General features: G+C 69.3%; 14 protein-coding genes and 2 pseudogenes. 6 read left to right on the top strand and 10 right to left on the bottom strand.

Annotated elements, in window-relative coordinates; translation table 11 throughout:
• Window positions 1-31 precede the first annotated feature (31 nt).
• The 4 genes from LJ657_RS11760 to efeO are packed head-to-tail and all read right to left on the bottom strand — an operon-like array spanning window position 32 to window position 4301.
• Entirely contained in the window at window positions 32-1033 is a 1002-nt protein-coding gene (locus LJ657_RS11760; protein ID WP_232648388.1) for an SCO2278 family lipoprotein, read from the bottom strand.
• Window positions 993-1865 (bottom strand): iron uptake transporter permease EfeU, encoded by an 873-nt coding sequence (efeU, locus tag LJ657_RS11755; protein WP_232648387.1) that lies wholly within the window; start codon window positions 1863-1865, stop codon window positions 993-995. The genes LJ657_RS11760 and efeU overlap by 41 nt, the downstream gene beginning before the upstream one ends.
• A gap of 3 nt (window positions 1866-1868) precedes the next feature.
• Window positions 1869-3146: an iron uptake transporter deferrochelatase/peroxidase subunit gene (gene efeB / locus LJ657_RS11750; protein WP_232648386.1), complete on the bottom strand. Its 1278-nt coding sequence runs from the start codon at window positions 3144-3146 to the stop codon at window positions 1869-1871.
• A 15-nt stretch (window positions 3147-3161) separates the two neighbouring features.
• Window positions 3162-4301: an iron uptake system protein EfeO gene (gene efeO / locus LJ657_RS11745; RefSeq protein ID WP_232648385.1), complete on the bottom strand. Its 1140-nt coding sequence runs from the start codon at window positions 4299-4301 to the stop codon at window positions 3162-3164.
• A 363-nt stretch (window positions 4302-4664) separates the two neighbouring features.
• Here efeO and LJ657_RS11740 point away from each other — a divergent pair, with 363 nt between their 5' ends.
• Window positions 4665-5321, top strand: a complete 657-nt coding sequence (locus tag LJ657_RS11740; protein ID WP_232648384.1) for a PhzF family phenazine biosynthesis protein — start codon at window positions 4665-4667, stop codon at window positions 5319-5321.
• Between the two features lie 98 nt (window positions 5322-5419).
• Here the strand turns inward: LJ657_RS11740 and LJ657_RS11735 are convergent, their stop codons facing one another.
• Together LJ657_RS11735 and map are read right to left on the bottom strand one after the other, a co-directional pair.
• Window positions 5420-6067, bottom strand: a complete 648-nt coding sequence (locus LJ657_RS11735; protein WP_232648383.1) for a biliverdin-producing heme oxygenase — start codon at window positions 6065-6067, stop codon at window positions 5420-5422.
• Window positions 6068-6209: 142 nt separating this feature from the next.
• Window positions 6210-7067, bottom strand: coding sequence for a type I methionyl aminopeptidase (gene map / locus LJ657_RS11730; protein WP_232648382.1), 858 nt, complete (start codon window positions 7065-7067; stop codon window positions 6210-6212).
• Between the two features lie 58 nt (window positions 7068-7125).
• On the opposite strand from map, the gene LJ657_RS11725 reads away from it, so the two are divergent.
• Window positions 7126-7356 (top strand): hypothetical protein, encoded by a 231-nt coding sequence (locus LJ657_RS11725; protein WP_232648381.1) that lies wholly within the window; start codon window positions 7126-7128, stop codon window positions 7354-7356.
• On the opposite strand, the pseudogene LJ657_RS11720 reads toward LJ657_RS11725, so the two are convergent.
• A pseudogene (locus LJ657_RS11720) lies at window positions 7357-8714 on the bottom strand (MFS transporter). It abuts the gene before it with no gap.
• A 268-nt stretch (window positions 8715-8982) separates the two neighbouring features.
• A complete protein-coding gene (locus LJ657_RS11715; protein WP_232648380.1) occupies window positions 8983-9585 on the bottom strand; it encodes a hypothetical protein in 603 nt (200 codons plus the stop codon).
• Between the two features lie 79 nt (window positions 9586-9664).
• Between LJ657_RS11715 and LJ657_RS11710 the strand changes: the two are divergent.
• From LJ657_RS11710 to LJ657_RS11700, 3 genes and pseudogenes are all read left to right on the top strand, one after another.
• Window positions 9665-10719, top strand: a pseudogene (locus tag LJ657_RS11710) (sialidase family protein).
• Between the two features lie 37 nt (window positions 10720-10756).
• The gene (gene npdG, locus LJ657_RS11705; protein WP_232648379.1) at window positions 10757-11473 is read left to right on the top strand and encodes an NADPH-dependent F420 reductase; all 717 of its coding nucleotides are present in this window, start codon (window positions 10757-10759) and stop codon (window positions 11471-11473) included.
• A 54-nt stretch (window positions 11474-11527) separates the two neighbouring features.
• Entirely contained in the window at window positions 11528-11713 is a 186-nt protein-coding gene (locus tag LJ657_RS11700; RefSeq protein WP_232648378.1) for a hypothetical protein, read from the top strand.
• Here the strand turns inward: LJ657_RS11700 and LJ657_RS11695 are convergent.
• Window positions 11703-12500 (bottom strand): site-2 protease family protein, encoded by a 798-nt coding sequence (locus tag LJ657_RS11695; protein ID WP_232648377.1) that lies wholly within the window; start codon window positions 12498-12500, stop codon window positions 11703-11705. The two genes, LJ657_RS11700 and LJ657_RS11695, sit on opposite strands and share 11 nt — an antisense overlap.
• 141 nt (window positions 12501-12641) lie before the next feature.
• Window positions 12642-14045 carry a recombinase family protein gene (locus LJ657_RS11690; RefSeq protein WP_232648376.1) on the bottom strand — a complete coding sequence of 468 codons (1404 nt, stop codon included), beginning with the start codon at window positions 14043-14045 and terminating at the stop codon, window positions 12642-12644.
• A 175-nt stretch (window positions 14046-14220) separates the two neighbouring features.
• Here LJ657_RS11690 and LJ657_RS11685 point away from each other — a divergent pair, with 175 nt between their 5' ends.
• Window positions 14221-14661: a DUF6578 domain-containing protein gene (locus tag LJ657_RS11685; protein WP_232648375.1), complete on the top strand. Its 441-nt coding sequence runs from the start codon at window positions 14221-14223 to the stop codon at window positions 14659-14661.
• Window positions 14662-14673: the final 12 nt, after the last annotated feature.

Genomic DNA, 14673 nt, shown 5'->3' with positions numbered 1-14673 from the left:
CTTTCGGGGCGCTACCGAACCGCTCGGCGTCCTACGACCCCTGTGCGGACGTCAGTCCCTCCAGTCGGGACAGGATCGACACCTGGCCGCTGCCCGAGCCCTGTCCCGGGTCCAGGGCCACTGCGTTGGACATGTACTCCAGCGTCAGCGACTGCTTGGTCTCGCCGGTCGTCAGCGCCTTCACGCTCGCGGTCTGGGTGGGGATCGAGGTGCCCTCGAAGGCGGTCTGCTTCTCGTAGCGGCGGTTGGTGAAGAACACCAGCGCACCACCGTCCACCGTGCGCAGCGCCAGCGGGGCGTAGTCGCCGCTGATCAGCGGCTCGTCGATGAACTGCGTGACCAGGCCCGGCTTCTTCTCCTGCTTCTTGCGCTGCGCGCGCCACTGGTCGGTGTGCTCACCCGAAGCGAAGGTCTTCCCGCCGCTCTTCAGGTATGCCGCGTAGTCCTTGCTCAAGTCCCCGGGCGGGACGGCGAATCGGGTGGAGTTCGCCGGTACGGCCTCGGCCCAGCCGTCCGCGTCCTTCTTCACCTTCGGCAGCGTGCCCGGGCGGATGAGCGTCAGATACGCCACCTTCCACGGCCGCCCCAGACCGTCGCGGTTGAACACCAGCAGCCAGTGCAGGGTGCCGCCCTTGTTGCCCTGCGCCTCCGCGACGAACCAGCGGGGCCAGCCCGCCTTCTTGGGGATCGTGTACGTCACGTCGGTCAGCTTCAGCGGCGTGTGCGCCGGATTGCCGGACGGGCTGAGCGCGTGACCGGCCTTGAGACGGGCCGCGTCGATGTCGCCCAGGGCGCCCGTGACATGGTCGGCGTCGAGCGAACCGTCGTACGCCTTGTCCGCCTTGTTGTACGCGGACGTGAACTGTTCGAGCGCCTTGGCCGCCTCGGCGCGGGTGGTGGAGGGGAGCACCTCGCGCTCCCCGTGCACCACCACGCAACCACTCGCCGTCAACGACAAAGCGGTCAGCGAGGCCGCAAACAGTGCGCTTCGCTCAAGCCTGCGGAGCCTTCGAGGGCCGCGATCCCTGCTCATCAGGTGTCTTCACCTTCCCCTTCCCGGAGGCGAACCCTACCGGGGCGAAGAACAGCGCGAGTGTCGGGATCAGGTACAGCAGCCACACCGTGACCTGGAGGACGGTCGGGTCCGGCTGGAAGTTGAAGACGCCCTTGAGGAGGGTGCCGTACCAGCTGTCCGGCGGGATGGTGTCGCTGATGTCGAAGGCCAGGTGCGTCAGACCGGGGATCCAGTCGGCCTCCTGCAGGTCGTGGAAGCCGTACGCCAGCACACCCGCGGCCACCACGACGAGCATGCCGCCGGTCCAGGTGAAGAACTTCGCGAGGTTGATCTTCAGGGCGCCGCGGTAGAACAGCCAGCCCAGGAAGACCGCGGTGGCGAGGCCCAGTGCCACGCCGACCAGCGGGCGCGGGGTACCGTCGCTGGCCGCGTGCACCGAGGCCCACACGAACAGGGCGGTCTCCAGGCCCTCACGGCCGACGGCGAGGAACGCGGTGGCGACCAGCGCGCCCGTGCCCATCGCGAGGGCCGCGTCCAGCCTGCCGTGCAGCTCCGACTTCAGATGCCGGGCGGTGCGCCGCATCCAGAAGACCATCCACGTCACCAGGCCGACGGCGACGACGGAGAGCGAGCCGCCGAGGGCCTCCTGCGCCTCGAAGGTCAGCTCCTGGGAGCCGAATTCGAGGACGCAGCCGAAGGCCATCGCGATCAGCACGGCGATGGAGATGCCGATCCAGATGGGCCGGATGGCGTCCCGGCGGCCCGTCTTGACCAGGTAGGCGATGAGGATGCAGACGACCAGGCTGGCTTCGAGCCCCTCGCGCAGGCCGATCAGGTAGTTGGAGAACACGTCTCACGCCTCCTTGGAGAACAGCGTGCTGCCCCACCAGTCGTCCTTGTCACGGACGCCGGGCGGAACGGCGAACACGGCCGAACCCACGTGCTGGATGTACTCGTTGAGGGCGTCGGTCGCCGAGAGCCTGCGCTGCAACGGGATGAACCCCTTGCGTACGTCCCGCTGGTAGGCGAGGAAGAACAGGCCCGCGTCGAGGCGACCGAGGCCGTCGGTGCCGTCGGTGAAGGAGTAGCCGCGGCGCAGGATCGTGATCCCGTCGTTGGAGTCGGGGTGCGCGAGACGCACATGCGCGGTCGGCTTCATCGCCTTCAGGAACGGCTTGTCGTGCTCCTTGGCCTTGCCGACCGGAGCGCCCTCGCCCTTGTCCCGGCCGAAGACGTCCTCCTGCTCCTGCAGCGAGGTGCGGTCCCAGGTCTCGATGTGCATCCGGATGCGCCGCGCGACAAGATACGACCCGCCGGCCATCCAGTCGGGACCGTCCTTCTCACCGACCCACACGAACTTCTTCAGCCGGTCCGTCTCCGTGCCCGCGATGTTGCGGGTGCCGTCCTTGAAGCCCATCAGGTTGCGCGGGGTCTGCGCGTCCGGGGTCGTCGACGAGGTCTTGCCGAAGCCGAGCTGCGACCAGCGGATGTTGACCTTGCCGAAGCCGATGCGGGCCAGGTTGCGGATCGCGTGCACGGCGACCTGCGGGTCGTCCGCGCAGGCCTGGATGCACAGGTCGCCGCCGGTGCGGTTCCTGTCGAGGTTCTCGCCGGGGAACTGCGGCAGGTCCACCAGCGCCTCGGGCCGCTGGTCCTTCAGCCCGAACTTCTCGAACAGCGACGGCCCGAAGCCGATGGTCAGCGTCAGCCGCGAGGGCTTGAGGCCCAGCGCCTCACCCGTGTCGTCCGGCGGGGCCTCGGCGAGACCGCCGTACGCGCCCTCTCCGACGGCCTTCCCGCCGGTCATCCGGCGCGCTGCCGCCGTCCAGTCCTTCAGCATCTGCACGAACTCGGCGCGGTCGTCCGTCTGTACGTCGAACGCGGCGAAGTGCAGCCTGTCCTGTACGGGCGTGGCGATGCCGGCCTGGTTGGCGCCGTGGAAGGCGACCGCGGCCCCGGCCTCGGCGGCCGTCGGGTCCACGTCGTTGCCGGCGCTGGTCATCGCGACCGCGCCCCCGGCCGCGGCGGCACCGAGCGCGAGCCCGGCACCGCCCCAGCCGATCAGCGAACGCCGGGAGGGCGCCTGGGAGTTGCCGGCCTCGGTGGCGGCGGCTTGCTGGATCTCCGTCATGGTGTTGTCCGTCCCCTACTTCACGACGGCGGCGGCGAGCTTGGACAGCGGCTCCGCGAGCGCGTTCACCGCGTCCGAGAGCTCCTTGCGCTGCTCCTCGGTGACCTTGTCGTACGACACGAAGCCGTCCGAGGTCTTGTCGGTGCGGTACTTGTCGAGCAGCGTGTTCAACGTGGCGAACTGCTTGTCGAGCTCGGTGGCCAGCGCCTTGTCGCTCTTCTGCGCGACCGGCTTGAGCAGTTCGTACGCCTGCTGCGCGCCCTCGACGTTGGCCTTGAAGTCGCTCAGGTCCGTGTGCGAGTAGCGGTCCTCCTCGCCGGTGACCTTGCCGGTGGCGACCTCGTCGAGGAGCTCCTTGGCGCCGTTGGCCATGGAGGTGGGGGTGATCACGGCCTTGCCGACCCGCTGCTGCCAGTCCAACAGATCGGTGACCAGCTGGTCGGCGAGGGTCTTCTGCTCGGCGCCGATCTTCTTGTCCTGCCACAGCGCCTTCTCCAGCGCGTGCCAGCCCGTCCACTTCTGGCCCTTCTCCAGGCCGTCGGCGCGGGTGTCGGTCTTCGGGTCGATGTTGCCGAAGGACTCGGCGATCGGCTCGGTGCGCTCCCAGCCGACCCGGGAGGGGGCGTAGGCGTCCTGGGCGGCCTTGAGGTCGCCGGCCTTGATGGCCTTGGCGAAGACCTCCACCTTCGGGAGCGTCGCGTCGGCCTGCTCCTGCGCCCACTCGCGGTAGTCGGCAACGGCCTTGTCCAGCTTGGGGTTCCGCTTGGCGGTGGCGCCGGAACCGGTGACGGTCAGCTTCTGCCGGACGCCATGGCCCTTCATACCGGGCCGGCAGGCGATCTCGTACTCGCCCGCCTTCACCTCCGCGGTCAGCGTGTACTTCGTACCGGACCCGATGTTCTCCTTCTCGGAGACGATCCGGTCGTCCGGGAAGAGGATCTCGACCTCGGTCGCCTTGGAGCCCTTGTTCTCGATCTTCAGCGTGACCTGTCCGGCCGGCACCGACTTGGTGGAGGTGTCGCACTTGGAGTCGGCGGCGGTCACCTGGACCGCGGCGTCCCCGTCGCCCTTGCTCTTCTCCGTGCACCCGGTGACGGCGGTCAGCGCCGCCGCGGTGGCGACGGCGGTGACGACGGAGAGTCTGGCGGCTCGCATGCAGGCTCCTGAGGCTGGCGAAAATCGCGTGTCGAGGCTCACGCAGGGATGGTGAGGCTCACCTAACTTATCTAAGGCTTGCCTGCGCGATACCCGGCCATGCGGTGATTCAGCTCTCATGGACGCCGTATGGGCACGGCCCGATCACGGTGGCCTAAAGCGCATCCCAAGTAACAGTCAAGGAAACTTCTAGGAATCCGCTTCGGTGCCTGCTCGGCGAAGTCCCCCGGCCGCCGACCGTCGGCCGTGACACGGTCGGCGCACGGAATCGCGCCCCGGTGCGCGCAGGCGGAGCCGAGCCCCTGATCGTGCAACGCGACGGCGAGCGCATCCCCTTGACGCGCCCAGTGTTTCAATTCCCCCGTGACCGACTACGACGTGCTCCGCGTCTTCTGCGCCCCGAACGGCGGCTACGGCAACGAACTCGGCGTCGTCCGCGAGGGATCCGTCATGCCCGACCGGACGGAACGACAGACGTTCGCCGCGAAGCTCGGGTTCAGCGAGACCGTGTTCGTCGACGACCCCGAGCGCGGCGTCATCGACATCTACACCCCGACCCTGCGCCTGCCCTTCGCCGGCCATCCCTGCGTCGGCGCGGCCTGGCTCCTCGACGTGCCCGAACTGGTCACGCAGGCCGGCCTGGTCGGCGCCCGCCAGGACGGCGAGTTCTGCTGGATCGAGGCCCGGGTGGAGTGGGCCCCGCCGCGCACGATCCGCCAGTACGCCACGGCCGCCGAGGTCGACGACCTGCCCGTCCCGCCGAAGGGGGAGTGGGTCTACGCCTGGGCCTGGGAGGACGAGCCCGCGGGGCGGGTCCGCGCCCGCGGCTTCCCCGGCCGCGACGACGGCATCGACGAGGACGAGGCCACCGGGGCGGCCGCCCTGTTGCTCACGGACCGGCTGGGGCGGGCGCTCAATATCACGCAGGGGGCGGGGTCGCAGATCCTTACGGCTCCGCAGCCGTACGGGTGGGTCGAGATCGGGGGGCGGGTGTATCTGGAACGGCAACCGGAGCGCTGACGACAAGCCCGGTCCGCATCTTTCAGCCGGTCCGGCGTTTGAGGACGAGGCCGTTCAGGCCGAAGCGGGGGTCTGGGGGCGGCAGCCCCCAGTGACGGTCACGCGGACAGGCGGAACTCTTCGCCCAACGCCCGGAAGACCCCGGTGTTCAAGGCGAACGCCGACTTGCACTCGGCCACGATCCGCTGTTTCTCCAGATCGTCCGCCCGGACGCCGTCTAGCAGCTCCCGGTAGTCCCTCTTGAACGCCGCCGGGTTGCCGATCCCCTCGAACACATAGAAGCGGACCCCGTCGCCCTTCCGCTCGAAGCCCCACGTCTTCTCCGCCGTGCCCCGGATGATCTGCCCGCCGGAGAGGTCCCCCAGATACCGGGTGTAGTGGTGCGCGACGTAGCCGCCGGGCCACTGCTCGGCGCACTCCCGCACCCGGGCCGCGTACGCCTGCGTCGCCGGCAACGCGCTCAGTCCCGTCCGCCACCCGGCACCCCGCAGATGCGCCAGGTCCCGCTCCAGCGCCGCCAGCCGGAACAGCTCCGGCCGGATGAAGGGCCCGGCCACCGGGTCGGACGCCAGCCGCTCGGCTCCGGCCTCCAACGCCTCGTACACGAACCACAGTTGCTCGGTGTAGCGCGCGTACGCGGCCACGCCCAGCCGGCCGCCCAGCAGGTCACTCATGAACGTCGAGGTCTCCGCCTCCATGTGCTGCTCGTGGGAGGCGGTGCGGATGACGGTCGAGAAGGAGTCCATGAGCCTCATCTTCTTAGGTAAGGCTTACCTAAGTCAACACTCTTCCCGACTCCTCGTCGGTAAAGTTGCCGACACTTTGTCGGTAAAAGCGTACAAGAAAAGACCCGCCCCGGCAGCAGGGCGGGTCTTCGAAGACCGATCGCTACGGCAGCGTGAGGATCTCCGCCCCCGACTCCGTCACCACCAGCGTGTGCTCGAACTGGGCCGTCCGCTTCCGGTCCTTCGTGACGACCGTCCAGCCGTCGTCCCACATGTCGTACTCGTGCGTCCCGAGCGTCAGCATCGGCTCGATCGTGAACGTCATCCCGGGCTGGATGACCGTCGTCGCGTGCGGGCTGTCGTAGTGCGGGATGATCAGGCCCGAGTGGAAGGACGAGTTGATGCCGTGGCCCGTGAAGTCACGCACCACGCCGTAGCCGAAGCGCTTGGCGTACGACTCGATGACGCGGCCGATGATGTTGATCTGCCGGCCCGGCTTGACCGCCTTGATCGCACGGTCGAGGGACTCGCGGGTCCGCTCCACCAGCAGCCGCGACTCCTCGTCGACGTCCCCGACCAGGTACGTCGCGTTGTTGTCGCCGTGCACGCCGCCGATGTACGCCGTCACGTCGAGGTTGACGATGTCCCCGTCGCGCAGCACCGTCGAGTCCGGAATGCCGTGGCAGATCACCTCGTTGACCGAGGTGCACAGGGACTTGGGGAAGCCGCGGTAGCCGAGCGTCGACGGGTAGGCGCCGTGGTCGCACATGTAGTCGTGCGCCACCTTGTCCAGTTCGTCGGTGGTGACGCCGGGCGCGATGAGCTTCGCCGCTTCCTCCATCGCCCGCGCGGCGATCCGGCCGGCGACCCGCATCGCCTCGATCGTCTCGGGCGTCTGCGCCTCCGGCCCGGTGTACGGCGTCGGAGCGGGCTTGCCGACGTACTCGGGACGGCGGATGTTTCCGGGTACGGAACGGGTGGGGGAGAGCTCCCCTGGTACGAGCAGCGACTGGCCAGACATGCCAGCGAGTCTAACCAGCGGGCGTGGGGGAACATGTCGGAGGCGAGAGGAGCAGGTCATGCCCTTGTTCAAGAAGCGCACGGTCGGCAAACCCGGCGAGTGGTACTACTGCCTGAAGCACAAGAAGGCCGAGGAGGGGCCGGAGTGCCCCGCCAAGGAACGTTTCGGGCCGTACGCCTCCCGGCAGGAGGCCGAGCACGCGATGCAGACGGCGCGCGAGCGCAACCTGGAGTGGGAGAACGACCCCAAGTGGCGCGACACCCCGGCCGGAACCCCTGACGACGACTGATCAGGCCGGCGCCGTCGTGTGCGCCGGTGCGGCTGCCGTCCGCTGGTCGCGCAGCCGCACCGCGTGCTCGTTCGTGCGCACGTCGTACGTCATCAGCCTCGGCAGGCACAGCGCCAGCAGCCCCACCGCGCCCGCGCACAGCAGTCCGCCAGACCAGACGGACGCCCGCACTCCCCACCACGCGGCGAGACCGCCGGAGCGGACCTGGCCGACGGTCGGCCCGACCGAGTACGACAGCAGCTCGATCCCGGCGAGACGGCCGCGCAGCTCGTCCGGGATCGTCTGGTTCCACATGGCCCCGCGGAAGATCCCGCTGACCATGTCGCAGCCGCCGGCCACGGTCAGGAACAGCAGCACGAGCCATACGTTGCCGACGACGCCGGCGGCCGCGACGGCGAGGCCCCACAGCGCGGCCGACAGGACCACCATCCGCCCGTGCCGGTGCACGCGTGAGGTCCAGCCGCCGGTCAGGCCCACCAGCATCGACCCGAACGGGACCGTCGCGTACTCCCCCACTGCCTTAAGGGCGTGGGGGGACCCCCATGTCCCAGCGCCCAGTTCGCGTCCAACTCGTCGGCGAGGAAGGGCAGTACGGCGAGCGGCATCGCCAGGAACATCGCGGCGAGGTCGACGGCGTAGGTACCGAGGAGTTCCTTGCGGCTCCAGGCGTAACGGGCGCCCTCCGCGATCGCCTTGAGCGACGGCTTCGCGGCCTCGTACGAGGCGGGCGAGGCGGCGATACGGACGATGAGGACCACGGAGACGACGAAGGTCGCGAGATCCGCGCCGTACGCCCAGCCGAGCCCCGCGTACGCGACGACCACGCCCGCCACGGCCGGGCCCGCGACACCGCCGACCGTCCAGCGCAGGGAGTTCAGCGCGCCGGCGGCGGGCATGTGCTCGTGGGCCACGATCCGCGGCCAGAGCGAGTCGATCGCCGGACGCTGGACCGAGACGAGCGCGGAGGACAGGGCGGCGACGACGTACAGCGGCCAGACGGCGGGGCGCGGGAGCAGGGCATTGGCCAGCAGCACCCCGCTGAGCATCCCTTGCCCGGCCTCCGTCCACACGATCAGCTTCCGCTTGTCCAGGGCGTCGGCGAGGGCGCCCCCGTACAGCCCGAACACGAGCAGCGGCAGCAGCTCCACGGCCCCGATGGCACCGACCGCCGCCGCCGACCCGGTGAGCTCCTTCAACTGCACAGGCAACGCGACGAACGTCAGAAAACTCCCGAAGTTCGACACCGTCCCCGACACCCACAGCCGCCGGAAGTCGACGGAGGCCCGCCAGGGGGCGAGATCGGGGAGGAGGGCGCGTAGGCGGGAGGGGGGCGGTTCGGAGGCGTCGTCGGTGGTCACGAAACGCCATGGTCGGCGGGGCGCCCGCCACGGGCAACCGCTTTTCGCCCCCGCCGCCCCTGCCCGTCCCGTACCGGGGGCCAGCCCCAGGACCCCCGCTCCTCAAACGCCGGAGGGGCTGATTTTCAGCCCGTCCGGCGTTTGAGGACGAGGCCGTTCAGGCCGAAGCGGGGGTCTGGGGGGCGGCAGCCCCCAGGGACGGGACGGGTAGGGGCGGCGGGGGCGGCTGCATCGATCAGCGGCTCCGCCGCGGGCCCAGGGCGGGAGATCACCAGCGAGCAGGCGGCGGCGCAGTCAGCTGCTCCGCCAGCCGGTACAGACGGTCCCGCAAGCGCCGGTTCCCCCGCGGCGCCGGCAGCGCATTCTCCCCGGCCGCCGCGCTGACCAGGTGCTGCACGGTGTCCAGGTCCAGCTCGGCCCCCTCCGGCACGGCCAGCGACTCATGGGCCATCGAGGCGAGCTCACCCTCACCGGGCCCGAGCACCAGCACTGTCGCCCCGGCCCGCCGCACGTCGTGCACGCGCTCCAGGAGCGGGCAGTCCGCCCCGGCGGGCGACACCACCAGCAGCGTCTCGCCCCGCCGAGCCGCCGCCAACCGGCCCAGCCCCACCGCCAGATGCGCCGGATCCGACGGGCACGCGCCGTGCCGTACGAGAGTCGGCGTCAGCTCCGGTGTCCCCGACCACGCGGCCTCGTCCACCAGATGGGCCGCCAGATGCCATGGCTCGTACTCCTGCGTGCCCACCAGCAGCAGCCCCCCGCCGTGCGACACCACCGACCCGCGCAGCGCCCCTGCGAACCGCCGCGCGGTCCCCAACCACTCGGTCCCGGCGAGCACTTCACGCAGCAACGCGACACGTACGGCGTCCATGCCTGCGCATCCTGCACCAGCCGGCCACCTGTGACCCGGCGTTCACCGTGAATTCGCCCGTCCTGGGGACAGTGCGCGGATGACAGTAGCCACCGTTCCCTTCCGTGCCGGCAGTGAGGGATACGCGAGTTACCGGATCCCGGCGGTGGTCGTCACCGCCAAGGGCACCCTCCTCGTCTTCTGCGAGGGCCGGGCCGAGTCGGCGAGCGACCACGGGCACATCGACATCGTGCTCAAGCGCTCCACGGACGGGGGCCGCACCTGGGGCCCGCTCCAGGTCGCCGCGAACAACGGCACCGACCTCGCCGGCAACCCCGCCCGGTGGTCCTCGACACCGGCCGTGTCCTCCTCGTCCACGTCCGCAACGCCGCTTCCGCGACCGAGGAGACGATCCGGCTCGGCAAGGTGAAGGACGCCGACGGCCGCCGTGTGGGTGCAGCACAGCGACGACGACGGCCTGACCTGGTCCGAGCCGGCCGAGATCACCAAGTCCGTGAAGAAGGCGGGCTGGCGCTGGTACGCCACCACCCCCGGCCACGCCCTCCAGCTCGGCACCGGCCGTATCGTCGTCCCCGCCAACCACAGCCTCCCGCCCACCGGCCCCGACCGCGGCACCGAGCCCCAGTACAGACCTGGTCCATCGGCTACCTCGACGACAACACCGACGGCTGCATCAACGCCAACGAGACCACCGCCGCAGAACTCCCCGACGGCAGGGTCTACTTCAACACCCGCAACGACTCTGGATCTTCCCACCACCCCGCCCGGTCTCCGGGCAACCGCGCCGACGCCCACTCCGAGGACGGCGGCAGGCCCCTGCGCCTCCCCTTCCGCCCCCAGCCCGGCCTCGAGGGCCTGGTGTGCGAGGGCAGCCTGTCGCAGCTCCGCGACCCGGACGTCCTGCTCTTCTCCGGCCCGGCCTGCCCCGACGCCCGAGCCCTGATGACCGTCCGCGCTTCCACCGACAACGGCACGACCTGGCGCCCGGTGTACACGATGGACGGTCTGCCCGCCGCGTACTCCGACCTCGTCCGGATCGACGCCTCGACCGTCGGAATCCTCTACGAGACCGGGGACTTCGTCGCCTACGAGAGGATCGTCCTGCGGCGGCTGCCCGTGACGCGGCTCACCTGACCGTCGGGGCCGGTCGGGGCGGACGTAAAGTCGGCCCATGACCTCTACCGACAGTGCTGCACAGACCCCCGCGAAGGCCCCCGTCAAGGATCCCTGGGACCTCCCCGACGTCTCCGGGCTCGTCGTCGGCGTCCTCGGCGGGACCGGGCCGCAGGGCAAGGGCCTCGCCTACCGGCTGGCCAGGGCCGGCCAGAAGGTGATCATCGGCTCGCGTGCCGCCGAGCGCGCCCAGGCCGCCGCGGACGAGCTCGGGCACGGCATCGAGGGCGCCGACAACGCCGACGCCGCGCGCCGCAGCGACGTCGTGATCGTCGCCGTACCGTGGGACGGTCACGGCAAGACCCTGGAGTCGCTGCGCGGGGAACTGGCCGGCAAGCTCGTCGTCGACTGCGTCAACCCGCTCGGCTTCGACAAGAAGGGCGCCTACGCGATCAAGCCGGAGGAGGGCAGCGCGGCGGAACAGGCCGCCGCCCTGCTGCCGGACTCCCGGGTCGCCGCCGCCTTCCACCATCTGTCGGCCGTGCTGCTCCAGGACCCCGAGATCGACGAGATCGACACCGATGTGATGGTGCTGGGAGAGGAGCGCGCCGATGTCGAGATCGTGCAGGCGCTGGCCGGCCGCATCCCCGGCATGCGCGGCATCTTCGCCGGCCGGCTGCGCAACGCCCACCAGGTCGAGTCACTGGTCGCCAACCTGATCTCGGTGAACCGGCGGTACAAGGCGCACGCCGGGCTCCGCGTCACGGACGTATGAGCGCATGGGGGACACTGGTCGCCGTAGCAGTGTCCCCCGAAGGAGCCGACTGAAATGCCCCGCCTTGGTCTCTATGCCCTGATCGTCTGTGTGCTTGCCGTGGCCGCGGCCCTGGTCTCCTTCGCACAGGGCAGCTGGCTGGGGGTCGTGTGGGTGCTGCTGGCCGGGCTGTCCAGCAACATGTGCTGGTACTACTTCAAGCGGGGCCGGGCCGAGCGCGGGTCCTCCGTCAGGGGCTGACCGAGCAGAACTCGTTCGTGCCCTGCCAGAAGCGGTAGAGCGACTGACCGCAGTACGTGGAGAAGTCGCCGATCCCGAGGCTCCTCAGGATCGAGTCGATCACGTCGAAGAACTGGGTGTTGATCGACGGCACCCACAGCAGCGCGAAGACGAACAGCAGGCCGAACGGCGCGAAGGGTTCCACCTGCCGCTTGATCTTGTACGACAGCCAGGGCTCGATGACGCCGTAGCCGTCCAGGCCGGGCACCGGCAGGAAGTTCAGAATGGCGGCCGTGACCTGGAGCAGCGCGAGAAAGGCCAGCGCGAACTGGAAGTCACGCGGCACGCCGTCCAGCGCATGCAGCCAGAACGGGGCGGTGCACACCGCTGCGAACAGGACGTTCGTCAGCGGGCCGGCCGCCGAGATGAGACTGTGCCGCCAGCGGCCCTGGATGCGGTTGCGCTCGATGAACACGGCGCCGCCCGGAAGCCCGATCCCGCCCATGATCACGAACAGTACGGGCAGCACGATGCTCAGCAGTGCGTGCGTATAGGCGAGAGGATTGAGGCTCAGATAGCCCTTTGAACTGACCGTGATGTCCCCGCTGTGGAGGGCGGTGCGGGCGTGCGCGTACTCGTGTAGGCAGAGCGAGACGATCCACGCGGCCGTCACGAACAGGAACACGGCTATACCGGGCTGCTCGGCGAAGCCGGTCCAGGTGGCCCATCCCGTGACCGCTGTTATGGCGAGGATTCCGACGAAGACGGGGCTGATCCGCTGGCCCCTCGCGCGCGAGGTGGTGGTCATGGCAGGGCTCCTGGTACGTGGCGGCCGATCCGGGACGAGCTTCGACCGTAATGGTGAACATGGGGACAACGTCTCGCGAGGCTGTGAGTTCCCCCGGAGGGAGACTGGCGAGACCAATGCCCATCCGTCGTGGGACCTCGACTACGCCACAAACTTGGCAAGCTGTTTCTGGAAGTCTTCGGGAATCTCCGGAACATGGCCGCCGTGTTCTCGCGGGTGACATCTCACCGTGATGCCGGCGTGGGTCAAGTCCTCGCCGATCTCTGTGATCGCCATGCTCCGCCACCGCTCGGCGATGGTCGTGCCGAGTGGCACGAACTGCCATCGATCCTCATGGGCTTCGTATGACGGAAACCTCGACCCGTCTTTGGCCTCAGCTCGTTGGACGTATTCACGGCGGGTGACAGGCGTATCTCCGATTGCACGAACCAGCATGTCCAGGACGGGGGCGATGATTTCCTCGTTGGGCAGGAACACGTAGCCGGGACAGGCCGGGGAGCCGACGCGTGAAAGGCAGCGGATCTTTTCGGTGACCCGATAGGTCCCGTCGTTGCGTCGTTTCCTGGTCGTGTGCAGCTGAAGGTTCTTGCCGCACCCACCACACTTGATCACGTTGAGGAGTGGGGTCCTGGGTGTTGCGGAACGTCGGCTGAGCGGAGACGCGGAATCGGCCAGGGCGTCCTGAAGGCGGTCGAAGGCCCCCTGGTCCAGTACGCCTTCGGCTACACGGATGGGACGGCCGTCCTGATCGTGAACCAGCACGCGCCTCTTGTACTTCTTGCCGGGAACATCCTCGCTGCGTGTCTTCCAGCCCAACAGGGTGGGGGAGGTGAGGATTCCCTTCAGCGTGCGGGGATACCAGACGAAGTCCTTGCCTGACTTGTTGCGCTGGTATGTGTCCGCGGGCGCAGGGACCCCCCGTTCTTCGAAGGCCCGGCAGATGGCATTGATCGGTTCGCCGCCGATGACGCGTCCAGCGGCTTCCCGGACGATGTCGGCTGTTTCCGGGTTGACCTCCAGGTAGCGGGCGCCGTCTCTCGCGTACGTGCGATAGCCGAAAGGTGGTGAACTGCCGCCCCATCGTGTGGACGTGAGCAGGTGTGCACGCGATGAAGCGACCCGCTCGGCGGCGGCGTGCGCTTCCATCTGGGCGAAGGTGGCGATCATGGTGGCTGTCGCCTTTCCCGTCGGACTTGTGAGATCGAACGGTTCGGTGGCAGACACCAGCCCCTTGCCCCCGTGGCGTTCAGCCCACTCGATCATCTGGTGCAGGTCACCGACTCGGCGAACGAATCGATCGAGTCGCCAGAAGACGATGACGTCGAATTCCGGGGCACGGTCGTCGAGCCACCGGGACAGTTCTGGACGCTTCCATGGCGGCACCGCGGTGGCGGAGACGGAGAGATCTCTGGCAACTCCGACGACCTCCCAGCCGCGAAGCTCACAGAAGGACCTGCATTCGTCGATCTGGCGTTCAGGGCTGGTCGTCGATTCGGTCTGGACGGTCAGCCGGACGGTGATGAGTGCCCTCGGAGGTCTTCTCATGGAATCGGAGGCTAACCTATGTGTATCTAAGCTGCTGAGAGTTCTATAAATTAGCCCTCTGGGCCGTGGCAGTGTGCAAGGGGAAGTCCTTCAGGATCACTGGGCAAAGCGAGAATGGCCCGGCGCGCGCCGAAAACGTCTCGCGGTCGCCCGTCGGTTCCGGGAGGCTGTGGGCATGGGGCTGCGGCAGGTGTTCTACGAGAGCTGGCAGATGGAGTGCTGCGGCACGCCGTTCACGGTGGGCGACGAGGTGGGCTGGCGGCTCGCGCCCATGGCGCCGAAGGATGTGCGGACCTGGGGCTGGGACGAGGCGCGATACGCCGGGCTGCACCGGGTCGAAGACCACGGCGGGCGGGGGACGAGCACCACGGGCCGGGTCCAGGCCATCCACGTCGTGCACCAGGTGTACGAGGAGAACGGGCCGGGCTCGCGCACCTTCGAACCGGTGCCCGGCGAGCGGTCGCTGGAGCCCGTCGACACCTGCCCGAAGTGGTTCACGCGCGGCAAGCCCTCCACTGGGCCGGGAGGCCGCAGCCGTAGGCGGGACGCGGTCGGTGTCCTCGTCGCCCTCGATGTTCCGGGCGCCGCGCCACCGGAACCCCGTGACCCGTTCTGACGCCTCCGGAGA

Source organism: Streptomyces guryensis, from assembly GCF_021261325.1.
Lineage (GTDB): Bacteria > Actinomycetota > Actinomycetes > Streptomycetales > Streptomycetaceae > Streptomyces > Streptomyces guryensis.
The sequence above is the reverse complement of the archived record's forward strand: the minus strand, read 5'-3'. Positions and strand labels throughout refer to the sequence as shown.